This window comes from Duncaniella dubosii, assembly GCF_004803915.1.
In the GTDB taxonomy this organism is placed as follows: domain Bacteria; phylum Bacteroidota; class Bacteroidia; order Bacteroidales; family Muribaculaceae; genus Duncaniella; species Duncaniella dubosii.
Window position 1 is genome coordinate 2,621,773 of sequence record NZ_CP039396.1, and the last position, 17,629, is coordinate 2,639,401.

The 17,629-nt window shown below is 46.6% G+C and carries 21 protein-coding genes; 10 read left to right on the forward strand and 11 right to left on the reverse strand.

Annotation, left to right across the window (positions count from 1 at the left end):
• The first annotated feature begins 22 nt into the window (after nt 1–22).
• The 7 genes from E7747_RS16640 to E7747_RS11720 all read left to right on the forward strand — a co-directional run bounded on the left by E7747_RS16640 (nt 23) and on the right by E7747_RS11720 (nt 5,278).
• Nucleotides 23–190: a hypothetical protein gene (locus tag E7747_RS16640; RefSeq protein WP_168185324.1), complete on the forward strand. Its 168-nt coding sequence runs from the start codon at nt 23–25 to the stop codon at nt 188–190.
• A gap of 375 nt (nt 191–565) precedes the next feature.
• Nucleotides 566–946 carry a hypothetical protein gene (locus tag E7747_RS11695; RefSeq protein WP_136416104.1) on the forward strand — a complete coding sequence of 127 codons (381 nt, stop codon included), beginning with the start codon at nt 566–568 and terminating at the stop codon, nt 944–946.
• Nucleotides 943–2,100 (forward strand): relaxase/mobilization nuclease domain-containing protein, encoded by a 1,158-nt coding sequence (locus E7747_RS11700; protein WP_136416106.1) that lies wholly within the window; start codon nt 943–945, stop codon nt 2,098–2,100. The genes E7747_RS11695 and E7747_RS11700 overlap by 4 nt, the downstream gene beginning before the upstream one ends.
• Before the next feature lie 51 nt (nt 2,101–2,151).
• Complete coding sequence (locus E7747_RS11705) at nt 2,152–2,568, forward strand: hypothetical protein (protein WP_136413419.1); 417 nt, start codon at nt 2,152–2,154, stop codon at nt 2,566–2,568.
• Entirely contained in the window at nt 2,555–2,911 is a 357-nt protein-coding gene (gene tnpB / locus E7747_RS11710; protein ID WP_136413421.1) for an IS66 family insertion sequence element accessory protein TnpB, read from the forward strand. Before E7747_RS11705 ends, tnpB (E7747_RS11710) begins: the two co-directional genes overlap by 14 nt.
• A gap of 78 nt (nt 2,912–2,989) precedes the next feature.
• A complete protein-coding gene (tnpC, locus tag E7747_RS11715; protein ID WP_136413423.1) occupies nt 2,990–4,591 on the forward strand; it encodes an IS66 family transposase in 1,602 nt (533 codons plus the stop codon).
• 132 nt (nt 4,592–4,723) lie between these two features.
• Nucleotides 4,724–5,278, forward strand: a complete 555-nt coding sequence (locus E7747_RS11720) for a hypothetical protein (protein ID WP_168185325.1) — start codon at nt 4,724–4,726, stop codon at nt 5,276–5,278.
• A gap of 65 nt (nt 5,279–5,343) precedes the next feature.
• On the opposite strand, the gene E7747_RS11725 is transcribed toward E7747_RS11720, so the two are convergent.
• Genes E7747_RS11725 through E7747_RS11740 form a run of 4 tightly spaced genes read right to left on the reverse strand, consistent with a single transcriptional unit; the run spans nt 5,344 to nt 8,723 of the window.
• Nucleotides 5,344–6,066, reverse strand: coding sequence for a porin family protein (locus tag E7747_RS11725; protein ID WP_136416110.1), 723 nt, complete (start codon nt 6,064–6,066; stop codon nt 5,344–5,346).
• A gap of 17 nt (nt 6,067–6,083) precedes the next feature.
• Nucleotides 6,084–6,410 carry a hypothetical protein gene (locus tag E7747_RS11730; protein WP_136416112.1) on the reverse strand — a complete coding sequence of 109 codons (327 nt, stop codon included), beginning with the start codon at nt 6,408–6,410 and terminating at the stop codon, nt 6,084–6,086.
• An 8-nt stretch (nt 6,411–6,418) separates the two neighbouring features.
• Nucleotides 6,419–7,348, reverse strand: coding sequence for an outer membrane beta-barrel family protein (locus tag E7747_RS11735; RefSeq protein ID WP_136416113.1), 930 nt, complete (start codon nt 7,346–7,348; stop codon nt 6,419–6,421).
• A 40-nt stretch (nt 7,349–7,388) separates the two neighbouring features.
• Nucleotides 7,389–8,723: a carboxypeptidase-like regulatory domain-containing protein gene (locus E7747_RS11740; RefSeq protein WP_168185327.1), complete on the reverse strand. Its 1,335-nt coding sequence runs from the start codon at nt 8,721–8,723 to the stop codon at nt 7,389–7,391.
• A gap of 162 nt (nt 8,724–8,885) precedes the next feature.
• On the opposite strand from E7747_RS11740, the gene E7747_RS11745 reads away from it, so the two are divergent.
• Complete coding sequence (locus tag E7747_RS11745; protein ID WP_136416117.1) at nt 8,886–9,419, forward strand: hypothetical protein; 534 nt, start codon at nt 8,886–8,888, stop codon at nt 9,417–9,419.
• On the opposite strand, the gene E7747_RS11750 is transcribed toward E7747_RS11745, so the two are convergent.
• The 4 genes from E7747_RS11750 to E7747_RS11765 form a co-directional block, all read right to left on the reverse strand.
• Entirely contained in the window at nt 9,411–10,166 is a 756-nt protein-coding gene (locus E7747_RS11750; protein ID WP_136416119.1) for a helix-turn-helix transcriptional regulator, read from the reverse strand. The genes E7747_RS11745 and E7747_RS11750 overlap by 9 nt on opposite strands.
• A gap of 92 nt (nt 10,167–10,258) precedes the next feature.
• Nucleotides 10,259–10,525 (reverse strand): helix-turn-helix transcriptional regulator, encoded by a 267-nt coding sequence (locus tag E7747_RS11755; protein ID WP_136416121.1) that lies wholly within the window; start codon nt 10,523–10,525, stop codon nt 10,259–10,261.
• Nucleotides 10,522–10,854 (reverse strand): hypothetical protein, encoded by a 333-nt coding sequence (locus tag E7747_RS11760; protein WP_136416123.1) that lies wholly within the window; start codon nt 10,852–10,854, stop codon nt 10,522–10,524. The genes E7747_RS11755 and E7747_RS11760 overlap by 4 nt, the downstream gene beginning before the upstream one ends.
• A 218-nt stretch (nt 10,855–11,072) precedes the next feature.
• A complete protein-coding gene (locus tag E7747_RS11765; protein WP_136416125.1) occupies nt 11,073–12,611 on the reverse strand; it encodes a site-specific integrase in 1,539 nt (512 codons plus the stop codon).
• A 477-nt stretch (nt 12,612–13,088) separates the two neighbouring features.
• On the opposite strand from E7747_RS11765, the gene E7747_RS11770 reads away from it, so the two are divergent.
• Both E7747_RS11770 and E7747_RS11775 read left to right on the forward strand, forming a co-directional pair.
• Entirely contained in the window at nt 13,089–14,324 is a 1,236-nt protein-coding gene (locus E7747_RS11770; protein WP_065538234.1) for a site-specific integrase, read from the forward strand.
• Between the two features lie 257 nt (nt 14,325–14,581).
• On the forward strand, nt 14,582–15,091 hold the full coding sequence (locus tag E7747_RS11775; RefSeq protein WP_136416127.1) for an ORF6N domain-containing protein: 510 nt from the start codon (nt 14,582–14,584) through the stop codon (nt 15,089–15,091).
• 59 nt (nt 15,092–15,150) lie between these two features.
• Here E7747_RS11775 and tnpC (E7747_RS11780) read toward each other — a convergent pair whose 3' ends face one another.
• From tnpC (E7747_RS11780) to E7747_RS11790, 3 genes are all read right to left on the reverse strand, one after another.
• Nucleotides 15,151–16,752 (reverse strand): IS66 family transposase, encoded by a 1,602-nt coding sequence (gene tnpC, locus E7747_RS11780; RefSeq protein ID WP_136413423.1) that lies wholly within the window; start codon nt 16,750–16,752, stop codon nt 15,151–15,153.
• A 78-nt stretch (nt 16,753–16,830) separates the two neighbouring features.
• Nucleotides 16,831–17,187: an IS66 family insertion sequence element accessory protein TnpB gene (gene tnpB, locus E7747_RS11785; protein WP_136413421.1), complete on the reverse strand. Its 357-nt coding sequence runs from the start codon at nt 17,185–17,187 to the stop codon at nt 16,831–16,833.
• Complete coding sequence (locus E7747_RS11790; protein WP_136413419.1) at nt 17,174–17,590, reverse strand: hypothetical protein; 417 nt, start codon at nt 17,588–17,590, stop codon at nt 17,174–17,176. The genes tnpB (E7747_RS11785) and E7747_RS11790 overlap by 14 nt, the downstream gene beginning before the upstream one ends.
• Nucleotides 17,591–17,629 lie beyond the last annotated feature (39 nt).

Consider the following 17,629-nt stretch of genomic DNA (forward strand, 5'->3'; position numbering starts at 1 on the left):
GACACTATGAACTTTTGACATTATGACATTTTCGACCGAGGTCGAACTGACTGAGATACCCCGGTTGCTCACGCCTGATTTGGAGTATAAACCTTGCTTTGCAAGATATGCCGCTTGTGTCCACAACGGCTATCCCGCCTCCCCCGAGGTGAGGGTCAATCCCGCTCGAAACTCGCAGTCTTTTATCTAATGATACATTGTCCGTGAACGATGATAGACTGAAAAATGGATGATGATAAACTGAAAATATGCGATTGATAGATTATTAATATCGCATTTATCATGAACCGTGATACTTCGGTTTATCGGTCATCGTCACATTGGATAATCGATACATTGGATAATCGATACATTGGATAATATGATAATGAGCCATTGGACAATAAGTCATCGGGTAATGGAGCATTGGATAATCAGACAATCGAGTCACTAAGATATTATATCATCAAGGTATCAGTTCATCAAATCATCAAGCAATCATTATACCAAGTCATATAGTCTTCATTGTATCAGATATTCAATCAACCAATCTATCAAACCATAATATCTTAAAAAGTTAATCTCTATGCCCGATAAAAAATCCATTACTATAAAAATACGTGTCGATTCGCAGACCCACACAAAAATGCAGTCAGGAGCCGACAGATATACCGACGGTAATCTCAGCGCGTTTGTCCGATGCGCTACTCTCAAATACAACGAGGAGCCAGTCACTGACCACGACAATCCCCGTATGATTGCTTTGATCAAGTCCGCTATCAAGCTCATCGAAAGAACCGGCACCAACACCAATCAGGTTGCGAAGCACATCAACGAGCAGCAGAAAATGAATCCTTACTCGTTGCGGGCGGCAGATCTTCTTCCCTTCGGTCAGTTTTGCGAGGGTACAGATAAAATCCGACAGATGCTGACATACCTCTATAACATGATAATTTCAGGAAAATGATAGTCAAGAAGCTCAACGATGTGTCCGGCGGCGGTTTCCCCGGCGCTCGATATAACGAGAAAAAGATTGCTGATGGTGTGGCAACCCTTATGGCGATGGAGAACGTCAGCGAGGCGTTGCGTCACAATGTCGAGACGCTGCACCGCTTCGGCCTTGATGCCTCGGCTGAAGTCGAGAGGTATATGAAAGAAAACTCTAAGACCTACGGCAATACAAAGACAACACGTTTCCAGTTCCATGTGTCGGCCTCAGTGAAAGGACGCGCCATGTCGCCGGAAGAGCTTACCGACTTTGCGCGTGAGCTTATGGTGGGTATGGGCTATGCCCGTCAGCCGTATTTCATTTACGCCCATCATGATACCGGCAATAATCATGTGCATATTCTCTCGACGAGAATAAAGCCTAACGGTTATGCCATACCTGACCATCAGGACAGGCGCAGGCTTAACGAGTGCGCCAACCGCATACTATCTCCTGACATCAAAAAAGATATTGACCGGATTCTCTGTTACGACTATGAAACGGAGGGTCAGTTTGCCAATATCGTCAAGACTCACGGCTACAAGATAGAGAAATCGCTCGACGGCTACCGACTGTTCAAGTGTGGAGGCGACGCCGGGAATATCGCCATCGGTGACATCCTCAATCGAATCACCAGGAACAGCCCGAAGCGAAAAGACCGCGCTACACAGCTCCGCTCCATAATCCGGAAATACAAGAGCGAGATAGCCGAGGGAAAATGTCAAAGTGTCGATAATGTCAAAGTGTCAAAAGGTAAGAATCGAAAGCCGGTAAAAGCAAAGCTGAACACCGACATCCGCAAAATACTTGACAACCACGGCAAGCCGTTGAGCGAGGAGAACTGCCAGCGCATACAGACTCTCATTGATGTTCTCAAGACAAAGTTTGGCATAGACATCAGTTTCCAGAAGGACAAGGACGGCAGGGTGAGAGGCTACAGTATAATCGACCATGCCGAAAAGATTGCCTTCGACGGCAGCAAGGTGATGAAACTGTCGGAGCTTATTGATTTCGCCATCAAACCACAAAGGAAACCATCGCCGCTTGACGTGTACCGCGACCTGTTCACTGTCGAGGTGGGCAAAGACAGCAGAGGAAACTATATGCTCATCAAGTACAACCATCCGCGATAGCATATTGACGAACTCCGAAAGAGAGTTGTATCTTTGTCGACAAAAAGAATCATGGGTTATAACAAGTCTTTGTCCGATGTCTATTCAGAGACATGGACGCGTTACAAGAATCAATGCGAGACAGACGGCTATATCGCATTGAACCGTTTCTGTGCCGGTACCGGCGTCAACGTCCAGCGGCTTTATGAGTGGCTTCGGCGCCGCAAAATCAGCATAAGCGATTATCAACGCAGTCTGCCGGAGAGACCGGATTCGTCGCGGGAAGGTGGCGGGCCGTTATTCCGGGAGGTTAAGGTTCCCGGTATTCAGGTTGCGGATGAGAGCCGGGATGTCGGTGCCACCAGTGTCGTGCGTGACGTGCACATCGAACTCGGTTGGGGCCGAGGCGTGAGTCTGGGAGAGATAAGCGCGGAGGGGCTGGCGCTTCTGGTGGATGTCATGACACGCAGGAGTGATGTGGAGTCTTGAGGCGGATATGCGGCTCTGGGTATGCCGGCAGCCGGTATCGATGCGCTACGGCATCCGGGGTCTGGCCCAGATGGTGTGGTCGTGGAAGGGGCATTCTCCGGCATCGGGCGATGTGTATGTGTTTTTCTCAAAGGACCGCAAGACCATGAAGGCGTTGAAATGGGATGGCGACGGATTTTTGATGTACACAAAAAGACTGTCGCGAGGCCGTTTCCGGGAGGTGCTCAAAAAGGGCGATGACGGCGTGCGCAGGCTCCAATGGGACGATTTCTATATGCTGATGAGGGGCCTCACGCCTGTGAAGGTGATGGTCGAAAATCGCTTCAGAATGGCCGTAAAATAAGGCTTAATAATTTGTTAATCAAATAAATAAATGGCGTGGAAAGTTGCAAATGTCAGATATTTTTTGTAACTTTACACCATGAAAAAGAACGAGTTGATAGAGTTTCTGCAACGTCAGATCGAGTTCCTTCAAGGGCGGCTCGACGAGGCGTTGGCCTCTGTCAGCTCGCTTACTTTATCCAATGAAAAGCTGCAGTCGACCAACGAGAAGCTTGTGGCGACTGTAGATGAACTGCGCAAGCAAATGGCCTCAATGGAGGAGGCTATGAAAGGCAAAAGTGCGGAACTGAGCAAAGAGAAAGCCGCGCGTCAGGCAGTGCAGCGTCTGCAGGGCTCGCCGTCGGAGCGTCAGAAGAAACCGGTGACGACTCCTGCCACATCCGAAACTCGACAGCAGAAGCCAGAGAAGAAACGTACCAACAACGGCGCCAAAAGGAAGACGCATCCGGAGTGTGAGGTGGAGACCATTATAGTGGAGCCTGACAGTCCGGACTTCAATCCCGAGGCGGCGACGTTTATCGGCGAGTGCGATGTCGTGCGCTACGTCATGGAGCCGATGCGCTTCAAAAAAATTATCTACAAGGTCAGAAAATACGTGCAGGACGAGAAAATATACAAAGGTTCCGCACCCGCCACACCGCTGCTTAACTCGCAGTATACATCTTCCTTCATAGCCGGACTCGCCGAGCTACGCTATCTCCACTGCATGCCACTTGAAAATGCTGTCGAATACTTCCGTGCCCACGGCTTCGACCTTGACAAAGGCACCGCACAGAAGCTCGTAAGTAAGGTAAGGGTACATCTGGAAAATCTATACAAGGCGCTGGGTCAGGCAATAGTCGCGGACAATTATATCTGCGGTGACGAGACCTATCAGAAAGTGCGGCTGCAGGTGGCAACTCCTTCGGGAAGAAAGATCAAGAAAGGCTACATATGGGTGTTCGTCGGCATGACAACCGGGCTTGTGTACTTCTTCTATGACGACGGCTCCCGCTCGGCCGAAGTCTTCGAGCAACACATAAAAGGCTTCAACGGAGCCTTCCAGTGCGACTATTACTCGGGATACCGGCATATCGGAATCGGTGGGATGAGCGGGATAAAACGCTTGCCATGCCTGCAGCACATCAAGCGAAAGTTTCTCGATCTGAAAGACAATCCAAAGGCGCAGGAAATAGCAAAGCTCTTCGGACTCCTTTACCACTTCGAGCATCAGCACCGCATAGGCAAAGACGGATGGACGGCGGGAAAGCACCTTGAGTGGAGACAACGATACTCCAAGGTGATGCTCGAGAAAATCCGCATGAGACTGACAGCAGTCAAAGACCGCATCGGCGTGCCACCCGACGACCCGCTGCTCGCCGCCACCGAACATGCACTCAAACAATGGGACGAGATACCACGCATCTTTGCCTCACCCACCTACAGACTCGACAACAACGAAGTCGAGCGAATCAACCGCTACATATCCCTGACCCGTCGCCGACTTACAATCGGCTCCCACTCCGGAGCCGAAGCCGCCGCCCTGTACCACTCTCTTGCGATCACCTGCCACCGCTGCGGAGTCAACGTCTTCGACTACTTCTGCGACATAATCGACCGATGTGCCGCATGGCCGCCAAACACCCCGATCGAAAAATACCGCGACCTGCTTCCCGACCGCTGGAAACTCTCACAAAAATAGCCGCCCAAAACCTGGACGGCTATTTTTTTAAGCTATACCTGCTGTCGCGGACGGTTGTACCTCATCAATGTCAAAGACGGCTCGACGTACCGCAAACCAATCTCTCCGAGACAGTACGCATGGTATAACGGCGTGAAAGACGACGAGCGCGAAGATGTAGGCCTGACAATAGCGGCCACGATGTTCTCCGAGGAGATACTGACCGAATATCTCATGCGCTATCCGATACACAACCATCAAGAGAGAATAAAAGGCATGGCCGTTGTCAAACATAGAAACGGTAACTATTGCCTCCGCGCTGCCTTGACTGACGGCTATATGCCTTTGATCGAATTAACTTCGGAGGAGGAATCCAAGTTCCGTTCTCTCCATTCCGATGAACAAGCAAGACAAGACTTCCTGATGTCAATAGCCATGCTGCATCTTACTCGAAGGGATGCCGAGGCGGTTAAAGAGAGGATAAGGCAGAATACCCAGCCCAAAGCCGGAGTCCGTATTCTCCCTTCCCGTCCACAAGACTACTCCCCGGAAATCTCGCAAGTGTTCACATTCAATCTTGCCAACGCACTCTCTTCCCTCAATGTCAGTTCCGGCTCATCCGGCTACAAGCGCGAGCACGAAGTCGGCAACCGCTCCCGCTACGATGACATCGACGACCGTCAGTCCGGCACCCGACTTACAATGTAGACAGTCAAGTCCTCGACATCACTGCCGAGGACCTGACTATTAATATGATTAAGCTGTTTCTCGAATCAATATAGCCAATAGATAATTGAAGCAGACAGACATCTTTGTTTCCCATTGCCATAATAAGATGCAGTGGCAAGACCAAGATCATATTCTGCTTTTAATCCAATATGATGCCATTTTGCGTTGATAGCGAATGATAGACCGCCGTCAACCCTATTGCATGGACGATAGGAAACACCATTTGCACCGCTGAATGTGTGGACTCTTTTCTCATATGGCTGATTAAACGGGTCTAATCCTGTAACAAATGAATCTCCATTGATTCCTACAGCAAGATAAGCACCAAGTTCCGGCTTTAAGTAAAAACCATTGCCTACATTGAATCGGTATCCTGTCATCACAGGTATCTGTAAATAGTCCATCTCCGCAAATTTGATAGAGCTTATAGCCGTATTCATCATATTACGTCCTGTGACGGTAGCTCCCTTTCTGATGAACGACACCCCGGATTCAAGACTTAGATTACTGCGAAGTGTGAACTCAGCGTTACCACCAATCTTAAATCCATTTCTTGATTTAGCCGAACTCTCACTTACTGAAAGGTCACTATTGACATATCCCGCCTCAATCCCAAAGTTCCATGTCTGAGCTTTAATGCCGAATGGAATGATGAGAATTGCTGTCAATAATAACGCTCTAAAGTTTTGTTTCATTATTGTTTTGTTGTTTTCGCCCTCGGCACTCATGGCCGAGGGGGTTGCGATTATATGATTAAGCTGTTTCAAATATAGTATTGAATATGCTATTGGCAAACATTGAAAGATTTTTTCTTTCCGTTGATCCGAAGAGTAACTTTCGGATTTGAGAACTGGGTGATGTGGGGAAAGACGAGGGTCACAGTGGAGACACCGTCTTTTACGGTTGCTTTAACCGAAGTCGCCTGATACTCTTGTCCTCTCCATACCGGAGTGAGTTTCACATCGGAAATAGTATATTGCTCTCCGGCTTTGTCGTCTGTAAAGACGATAGTCACCCTGTCATCGTAATTATTGAAGCCTTGGCATTGAGGCTTTGCATTTGTAGCCATACTTATGGCTATCAGAATTAGTGCGGTTATTAATGTTCTCATATATAATTCTAAAAACGGTTTAACTCATTAGCACCTGCACCTTGACCTCTGTATCGGTCACGAGAAGAATTAAAGGTATATTGCAGTGTCAGCATGAATGTGCGGTTATTTGTCGTATTGAACTTATGTATGGTTACATCCTTGTTCAACAAAGTGGCATCGCGATTGCTCTTATTAAAGATGTCGTTGGCCTCCAAAGTCACGCTAAACTGATTATTGAAGAACGCCTTATAAAGCTTGGCATTGAGATATGACGATGAAGTTTGTTTAGTGTTGTCATCGTTACCGCCACTCATCCACTGCATATCCACATTCAGCCAAATATCATAGGGCATATGAATTGCATTTTGGAACTGCACAAGTCCTATGGGGTTGTCAAGTCTTTTGCGCCCATTGGCATAATCAATAGAAAGCCACTGTTTCATAACTCCAACATTTACTTTAGGTTGCCATACACCAACCCTGAACTGTGCGCCGACAAACGCCTGAAGATTCTGTATCTTGGGGAAATTCGCCATCGTTATAAGTTTGACCTCGGCATCATCAGCATAGGGGTATGTCGTGTTCATTATAGGATCCTTCTTATAGGTATATGTTATCTGTCCGAAGAACTGGCGCCATGCTCCCATAAGCTCGACAGAATGTATATTTTCCGGCTTTAAGTACGGATTGCCACCTTCAAGGGTGAAACGGTTGATATAATCCACTGTGCCGTCAAGGTCTGCATAGCTTGGACGCTGGGTCTTATGGGTATAGCTCATTGATAGCTGCACGTTTTTTATCATAGTTGAAAGCGAGAGCGAGGGAAACAGATTGTTATAGGTCTTGCTCTGATCTTCCTTTTTCTGTCCGTTTTCAAGATATTCAAATTTTATATGTTCATAACGCAATCCAACGCCTAAATTGAATTGCCGAAAGTCTGACCGATTTCCACAAATCCGGCAATATTGTTCTCGTCAACTCTTGAAGCAGCATCGCCTACCAAAGAGGCGTCGGTTTTGTAATCAGATGAGAAACGCGATGATGTGTATTCTTCTCCAAACTCAATACCACCTTTCCAAAAAGGATAGCTGAATACAAGTTTTCAGCCAGCATACGACTTCTGTTAACTCCAAGAGAGTTTACAAGCGAATTATCCTGAGTGTCGCTTGTTTCATTGTTAAACATGGAGTTTCTGCTTTTTCGCCACATATAATCCATATTAAAGTCAATACCGAACTTGCCGATCTCTCCATTATAGTATAGATTGGCGTGATGTTTGGGCAGAGTATTGTTGTTACTGCTGCCATACATTGTGATATTGTCGTATGGCTGTCCATCAGACAATACCCTGCTTATTCCTGTATGTTCAGATTTTTGCTTTGTGAATCCATTAGAGTAATAAGCGCCTATCGAATGGCTGTCATTGAACATATACGAAAATCCTGCTTTCCCGAAGAATTCATTTGTTCTCATGGAACCGTCTTGTGTCAGAAATTGATTCCACACTGTTGATGATTGAGTCAACATATCAACCCTGTTGCTGCTTTGGAATTTTCCTCCTATATATCCGAAATTACCGAATAATTCCAGACCACCAGTTCGGAATTTGAAATTAGCCTGATCTACTGTGCGGAAATATTTTTGCATCACTCCTTGTGCTCGGAGTGTTCCACTGAAGCCATCTCCCTGCGGGCGTTTTGTACGGATACGGATTACAGATTTTACAGAAGCATCGTATTTAGCGCCGGGATTGGTTATGACTTCCACATTTTTGATGTCAGCCGAGTTTAATTGTGAGAGCTGGGTAAGGTCTTGCACCTCTCGACCATTTATATAAATAGCCGGAGAGCCTTTGCCGAATACTTCAAAATTGCCGTCGCGACCAAGCACCATAGGAACTTGTGTAAGTACATCATTGGCAGTACCGGCGTGTTCAAGTTGCGACCCTGCCACATTGGTAACAAGAGCATCACCTTTGATAGCGGTAACAGGACGGTTGGATTTTACTACCACTTCCCCGAGCATTACGCTTTCAGGGTTAAGGATTATTATGCCAAGGTCTCCTGTCGGAGGGATATTGAGGGTCTGATTAGTGCAACCAATAGATGACACCTTTACGTATTTGGGGTTATCCAGTTTCTCATTGAACAGGAAAACACCATTTTCATCAGTAACGGTACCTGCTATATAGGTAGAGTCTGCTTTCAGAAGAACCACATTCACAAAATCAAGAGGCGAATTGGTTTCGTCCACGACTTTGCCGGTAATACTCTGAGCCATTGTTGTTGCCGTGGCTAATACAGCAAGAATTAAAGAGAATATCGTTTTCATATTCGTGTTGTTTTTAATTTCTGATGCAAAATTACTGCTGTTAAAAAATTCATGCCATACCCAAAAGTGGACAAATGAGTTGGGAGTTGAAAACATACACTTTTGGGTATGGCACAACAAAGGGGATAGTTCTACTTTTGCAGTGTAAAATCAATAATGAGTATGACACGCGAAGAAAAACGCCGGATAGCAGGCTACCGAATTGCAGTCGTTGGAGTGGGTGAGTTTATTGACAGTATCAAGGCCGAACTTCAACAGTTGGGCTTTGAGTCCATTCAAATAATATCTTCCTCTAATAAGCAGCCTGCGATAAGCAATTTCGATGTTATTGCCGAGAATGTCAACGAAGGCAGTTCTTGTATGTCAAAGGAAACAGACATTCCTTTAATACTGCCATTCGATTTTGTAAATGGAGCCGGTGTGATTGTAGTTATGCCCGATGATGAAAGGGATATAATATGCAAACCTGACCTCCGGCAATGGGCGGCAACATATATGGCAGGGTACTGTGCTTTCTGGAATGTAGATGGTTGCGAGTGGTTGCGTGATTCATTATCCGACATCAGAAACGGCGTAACGAGCAATGCCGCACTTAAAACCGCAGCGCATATATGCGCACGGATAGCAGCCAACATCGCCGTCGGGCGCGAGGTAAAACACTTCTCTCGTTTCTATTTGTGCAAGAATTTAGAGTAGCTTGTTATTTGTAGCTGCAACAATGGCTTCGGAGATATTGCGCACATCAAGTTTCTCAAATATGCGCTGGCGGTATTTCTTGATGGTGTCTGGCGACAGGCATATTCTGTCGGCAATCTCTGACATGGTGTAGCCCTGAATCGACAAAGTGAGCACCGCCTTTTCCCCGTCGGTAAGGGTCGGCATTTGCCGCTTATCCCATCGGCGTGTGTTTCGGTTGTATTCAACATAATCCGGTGTGCCGACACGGTGCATTTCAATATGACCGGGCGATGTGTGGGTAGATGCCGATACCACGCAGAGCGCAAGCCATATACGACCGTCGGAAGTCAATACAAGAGGAGTGAGTTTATGATTAACGAGAATCTTCTTGCCTCCGTTAAGTATGTTAAAGTCGTATGAGATATACCAGTCCTTGCGCTCTTTGACCGGAATTGTATTATGAAATGAAAATCCTGCTTCATTCAGATCAATCAAAAACTGCTGTTCATCTTCTGGCACGTATTCCAGATAGAAACGATAGCCAAGATTCATCATCTGCTCGGGTGTCAAACCGCACAGGAACATCGGATTAGGCGACACATACAGGAAATTCTGCTTGAAATAGTCGATGATATAGACGCTCTGATATGTGGAGCGAGAAAACGCCTCTGCCGAGCGGAGATATTCATCCACCCGGCTGTAATCAAGTTCCTCCGGGAGCTTGACTTCATTATCAGGTATGAAGAAATCGTTTGTCGTTTTCATCTATATACAGTTCTACGGTTGCAAAAGTAAAAAAATAAGCAACATATTCATCATGAGTCCTTGAAATCATTGCTTTCATTTGCATACGTCAATTATTGAACTGATATAATCGGCTGTCCGAAGAAGGAGGACAGCATGGCAAGGGTAGCAAGAGTGAAATTGTGCTGGCCGCTAAGCCACTTGGTAACTTCGCAAGGGCGTTTTCCTATGGATCTGGCAAACTCAGCTTTCGACAGACCTTTCTCTTGCATAAGCTCATAGATTCTATTGGAAACAGCCATCTCCATCTCTACTTCCTTATGAATAGATGCTGGTATGGAGTCCACGATTTTGTTATAGTCTTCAAATGCAGTCTTCATATGTCAAAGGTTTTGTCGGTTTCGATTTCATTTTCGGATATGGTAATAGTGCCGTCCTTCACACCTTCTTTGATAAGTTTATCAAAGTTTTGCAGAGTTACTACAAATCCGCGCAGTTCGCCGTCTTCATCATAGGTGCGTGTTTTCTTGACCCCTCCATTACCGAGAATAAGGATGCTGTCAGAGAGTCGCAGACAATATAGCCGTAACTTCGATTTTACAACCGGGAGCGCACAGACTCCATCACTCATCTTTCCCTCAGGCCGGAAGAAACGCTCCAATGCGCCAAGATCGGCGATGCTTTCAACGAATTTGGCTATACGGGCCAAATCCTCATTATAGGTCGCATCATTCTTAAAACGGTTATAGAAACGGAGATACTCACCCTTATCCTCAGTGATAAAACTGAATGGTGTAGAGGGTGCAATTACGGTCTTTGTTCAGCTGTATAAGTTCTGCTTCACTCATAATCGATATGTGCTTTGTCTTTGTAAACGCAAAGGTACGAAAAATGTTTTACTTATAAGTAAACAAATAGGGTGTTTTTTTATAGTTTCATTATGATTTCAAGGACTTCGTTGAGTTTATCTGTGGGAAGACGCTTGATGTAGTTGGCGCGGTCATCGAGGTTGCCACGGATATGAGCGAGGACTGCGAGGTGAGCATTGACGGAGGCAGTATCGCCTTCGAACATTTCAAGATAAGCTTCACGCGTCGGTATGCCAAGACGAATTCTTTCATCATCGGTAATGGCATGGTCAAAGACGGTTTCAACACCGTGACTATGGCTGTTGTTGAGAAGATTCATCTTTTCCCTCTTGCTTTCGTCGTCAAATTTGACGTATTTCATCATCATGTTGGCCGTAGTATGCCCTGTGACTGCGCGAATATCCTCCGGTGACATTCCTTTACGGAGACAAAGGGTTGTAAAGGTTCTTCGGGCGCAGTGAGAGGCCAGTGCCTCATATTTCTTTACAGTGGTTCGTGTCCGAGAGCGTCCGTTTTGTGTTTCTATAATCCAATCGCCTGTCATTCCGGCAAGTTTCCCGACTTCTTTTAGATGTGAATTGAATTTTTGATTTGATATTTTGGGAAATATTCTCGGATCGTCCTCATCAGGTGCGGCTGGGTATTTTGATAAAATACGCATGGCGTCTTCTGCAAGGGGAATTCTTTTTCGTTGTCTGGTCTTCTGCGCTGTCGTATCAAGTATATCCCCATCCATGTTTGACCTTTTTAAGGCCATAACTTCCGAGAACCTTAGCCCTGTGAAACAGCAGAACACAAACACATCCCTTGCCCGATCAATAGCTTGCCTATGGGTAGGAAAAGTCATAATGGACTGTAATTCCTCCGGAGTAAGAGCGAAATGATTTACTGCTGTATCGGAAGTTGTCTCATCATGGAAACGTTGCTGATAGCTTTGGTATTTGATATTGCGGTTATAGCCCTTTTTAGTGGCCCAGTTAAGGAAAGTCTTGATATCCTTCATGGACTTGAACACATAGCTGTTGGAGAGCCTCTTGCCGATTAGGTACAGCTCAAACTTTGCAAGCAGTTCATCGTTGATGTCTTCAAAATATAATGTGGCTCGAAAACCCGACAGATGCTTCCGCATGGTCTTATGCTTTGTCAGCGTACCTTTTGACCATTGAGCGGTGGCAGGAGTCTCTTTTATTTCTTTTTCCCTTTCATCAATAAGAATATCATAAGTCTGGCATACTGTCAGTCGGGTGCACCTCTCTTCATCGAGTATCTTTTTTACTTCATCTCTGACTGTGGCCGGAGTAGCCTCTTCCTCTCTCAGCTCTAATTGAGCAAAAGCATCGTCAACGGCAGACGCAATCTTAATCAGCCGTTGATTAATGTCTGAGGCAGACACATCATCACTGTTGAAGTTGTTGCGCTTCACTTTTTGAGCCTTTTCATCCCATTTTGCCGGGGCAATCCGATACCCGGAGTAATACCATATACGCTTGCCGCCAAAAGTAATGTCGGCATTTATCGGCATTTCCTCCGGGAAGTTTCCATTTTTATCTTTACGCTTCTCCAATCGGAAGCTGACGCGATGCTTGTATTTATCCATGAACGATTCTTTTGTATGTATTTGAGGTTGTCTCAATTTTACCCATACAAAATTACATACAAATTTTCATTCAATCAATCGAAATCCAATTTATTTTATTTTACTCCTAATTCCGCTTAAATAACTGATATTATGGAGATATAGTTAAATATGCGACTCTATTTGATATAATATATTACTGTAGTTTCATATCCCTCTCTCTCCGCTGAACAAACCGGACAATACCGGACAGTAAGCAGACAAGTCCCACAAATTCAATGATTTGTGGGACTTTTTTATCCCCTTGTGTCTGCCTTAAAGTACACCTTTTCGCCCCTAAAAGACAAAGTTCGTAACCTAACTCGTACCCCCGACAAACAAAAACGGAAAGGGGGTACAGATTGTCCGAAATTGGCGAAGTCCTGTCGCTATTTGGCTTGCCTGCATAGAACTCATTTTTAGAGAATTACAATAGTTTTGCAACTTAAAAAGTGAGTTATGAAATCGACATTCAACATTTGCTTTTACGCAAAGAAAGACAAGCAGAAAGCCAACGGTGCGTACCCCCTTTTCGCCCGTATTACAGTGGACGGCGTGGCGAGCCGTTTTAACACTAAACTGGACGTGCTGCCCTCTATTTGGGACGGTAAAATGGGCAAGGCTACCGGACGTACTTCGGAAGCCAGCCGCATAAACCGTATGCTGGATGATATAAACGCATCACTGAATACCATTTACCACGAAATGCAGCGGCGTGACAACTACGTGACCGCCGAGAAAGTGAAGAACGAGTTTTTAGGTCATAGTGAGAGCCACGAAACAATCCTTACCCTGTTCCAAAAGCACAATGACGATGTAAAGCAGTTGGTCGGCATATCCAAGACGATAGCGACCTACCGTAAGTATGAAGTCACCCGCCGCCACCTTGCCGAGTTCATTCAAAGCAAGTACAACGTATCGGACATATCCATTAAGGAGATTACCCCGATGTTCATTACCGATTTTGAGTTATACTTGCGTACCGCTTGCAAGTGCGGTTACAACACCACCGCCAAGTTCATGCAGTTCTTCAAGCGCATTATCATCATTGCCCGCAACAATGGCATACTGGTGAACGACCCGTTCGCCAATTATAAAATCCGGCTGGAAAAAGTGGACAGAGGTTATCTGACAGAGGACGAGATAACAATCATCCTTAAAAAGAAAATGGTTTCCGAACGGCTGGAACACGTCAGGGACTTGTTCATCTTTGCCTGCTTCACCGGGCTTGCCTATATAGATGTAGCCGGGCTTACGCAAGATAATATCCGCAAATCCTTTGACGGCAACCTTTGGATAATGACAAAGCGGCAAAAGACGAATACGGACGTTAATGTTCCCCTGTTGGATATTCCCAAGATGATTTTGAAGAAGTACAAGGGCAAGTTACCGAATGGCAAGATACTTCCCATAATCAGCAATCAGAAGCTAAATGCCTACTTGAAAGAGATTGCCGATGTATGCGGAATTAAAAAGAACCTGACATTCCACCTTGCCCGCCACACGTTCGCAACGACTACCACACTATCAAAGGGCGTACCCATTGAAACGGTTTCCAAGATGCTGGGACACACCAATATCGAAACGACACAAATTTATGCCCGCATCACTAACAGCAAGATAGGCAGCGATATGCAGGGGCTTGACAAGAAGTTTGTCGGCATCGAGAAAATTTACAAGGAAGTCGCCATGTAATCTTGATTATTGGGAACTGGTCACAATTTGTGACCAGTCCTCACTATTATTGTAACTATTCAGCGAATAAGTAAAACGAATAATACTAATAATCAATGACTTATAAAATGTGTTGTTTTTGAGACCAACAAAAATAACATCCATTTTCTGTGATTTATGAAATTGGCGCATTGGTAAGCGTCTGAAAATCAAGAAAGGATTTCGCTGAATAGTTACCTATTATTCCAACATTACTAAATCTCCTAAAATATACGATTATGGACTTACAGATTATCCAAAACAAAATTTTTGAAGTCAGAGGTTGCCGAGTGATGCTCGATTATCATTTGGCAGAACTCTACCAAGTGGAAACACGAGCCTTGAAGCAGGCGGTCAAGCGCAATATCGAGCGTTTTCCCAGTGATTTTATGTTTGTTCTTACCAAAGAGGAAGCTAACTTATTGTTGTCCATAGGGGTATCACAAAATGTGATACCTCCTGATTATAACTTCGGTGTAGCCATGCCTATGGCTTTCACCGAACAGGGCGTAGCCATGCTTTCTTCGGTTCTCCGTTCCAAAATAGCCATAGAGGTGAACATTTCAATCATGCGGGCTTTTGTCCTCATGCGCCAAATGGTAATCGGCTACGAGGAACTGTTAAGGCGCATCGAGGAACTGGAGGTAAGCACCGATGCACAGTTCAACGAGCTATATCAAGCCCTTACCCAACTTCTAAGCCAGTCGAAGCAACAGAAAGAACGCCGTCCGGTAGGTTTCGTTACCTAGTACAACCGTCCGCGACAGCAGGTATAGCTTAAAAAAATAGCCGTCCAGGTTTTGGGCGGCTATTTTTGTGAGAGTTTCCAGCGGTCGGGAAGCAGGTCGCGGTATTTTTCGATCGGGGTGTTTGGCGGCCATGCGGCACATCGGTCGATTATGTCGCAGAAGTAGTCGAAGACGTTGACTCCGCAGCGGTGGCAGGTGATCGCAAGAGAGTGGTACAGGGCGGCGGCTTCGGCTCCGGAGTGGGAGCCGATTGTAAGTCGGCGACGGGTCAGGGATATGTAGCGGTTGATTCGCTCGACTTCGTTGTTGTCGAGTCTGTAGGTGGGTGAGGCAAAGATGCGTGGTATCTCGTCCCATTGTTTGAGTGCATGTTCGGTGGCGGCGAGCAGCGGGTCGTCGGGTGGCACGCCGATGCGGTCTTTGACTGCTGTCAGTCTCATGCGGATTTTCTCGAGCATCACCTTGGAGTATCGTTGTCTCCACTCAAGGTGCTTTCCCGCCGTCCATCCGTCTTTGCCTATGCGGTGCTGATGCTCGAAGTGGTAAAGGAGTCCGAAGAGCTTTGCTATTTCCTGCGCCTTTGGATTGTCTTTCAGATCGAGAAACTTTCGCTTGATGTGCTGCAGGCATGGCAAGCGTTTTATCCCGCTCATCCCACCGATTCCGATATGCCGGTATCCCGAGTAATAGTCGCACTGGAAGGCTCCGTTGAAGCCTTTTATGTGTTGCTCGAAGACTTCGGCCGAGCGGGAGCCGTCGTCATAGAAGAAGTACACAAGCCCGGTTGTCATGCCGACGAACACCCATATGTAGCCTTTCTTGATCTTTCTTCCCGAAGGAGTTGCCACCTGCAGCCGCACTTTCTGATAGGTCTCGTCACCGCAGATATAATTGTCCGCGACTATTGCCTGACCCAGCGCCTTGTATAGATTTTCCAGATGTACCCTTACCTTACTTACGAGCTTCTGTGCGGTGCCTTTGTCAAGGTCGAAGCCGTGGGCACGGAAGTATTCGACAGCATTTTCAAGTGGCATGCAGTGGAGATAGCGTAGCTCGGCGAGTCCGGCTATGAAGGAAGATGTATACTGCGAGTTAAGCAGCGGTGTGGCGGGTGCGGAACCTTTGTATATTTTCTCGTCCTGCACGTATTTTCTGACCTTGTAGATAATTTTTTTGAAGCGCATCGGCTCCATGACGTAGCGCACGACATCGCACTCGCCGATAAACGTCGCCGCCTCGGGATTGAAGTCCGGACTGTCAGGCTCCACTATAATGGTCTCCACCTCACACTCCGGATGCGTCTTCCTTTTGGCGCCGTTGTTGGTACGTTTCTTCTCTGGCTTCTGCTGTCGAGTTTCGGATGTGGCAGGAGTCGTCACCGGTTTCTTCTGACGCTCCGACGGCGAGCCCTGCAGACGCTGCACTGCCTGACGCGCGGCTTTCTCTTTGCTCAGTTCCGCACTTTTGCCTTTCATAGCCTCCTCCATTGAGGCCATTTGCTTGCGCAGTTCATCTACAGTCGCCACAAGCTTCTCGTTGGTCGACTGCAGCTTTTCATTGGATAAAGTAAGCGAGCTGACAGAGGCCAACGCCTCGTCGAGCCGCCCTTGAAGGAACTCGATCTGACGTTGCAGAAACTCTATCAACTCGTTCTTTTTCATGGTGTAAAGTTACAAAAAATATCTGACATTTGCAACTTTCCACGCCATTTATTTATTTGATTAACAAATTATTAAGCCTTATTTTACGGCCATTCTGAAGCGATTTTCGACCATCACCTTCACAGGCGTGAGGCCCCTCATCAGCATATAGAAATCGTCCCATTGGAGCCTGCGCACGCCGTCATCGCCCTTTTTGAGCACCTCCCGGAAACGGCCTCGCGACAGTCTTTTTGTGTACATCAAAAATCCGTCGCCATCCCATTTCAACGCCTTCATGGTCTTGCGGTCCTTTGAGAAAAACACATACACATCGCCCGATGCCGGAGAATGCCCCTTCCACGACCACACCATCTGGGCCAGACCCCGGATGCCGTAGCGCATCGATACCGGCTGCCGGCATACCCAGAGCCGCATATCCGCCTCAAGACTCCACATCACTCCTGCGTGTCATGACATCCACCAGAAGCGCCAGCCCCTCCGCGCTTATCTCTCCCAGACTCACGCCTCGGCCCCAACCGAGTTCGATGTGCACGTCACGCACGACACTGGTGGCACCGACATCCCGGCTCTCATCCGCAACCTGAATACCGGGAACCTTAACCTCCCGGAATAACGGCCCGCCACCTTCCCGCGACGAATCCGGTCTCTCCGGCAGACTGCGTTGATAATCGCTTATGCTGATTTTGCGGCGCCGAAGCCACTCATAAAGCCGCTGGACGTTGACGCCGGTACCGGCACAGAAACGGTTCAATGCGATATAGCCGTCTGTCTCGCATTGATTCTTGTAACGCGTCCATGTCTCTGAATAGACATCGGACAAAGACTTGTTATAACCCATGATTCTTTTTGTCGACAAAGATACAACTCTCTTTCGGAG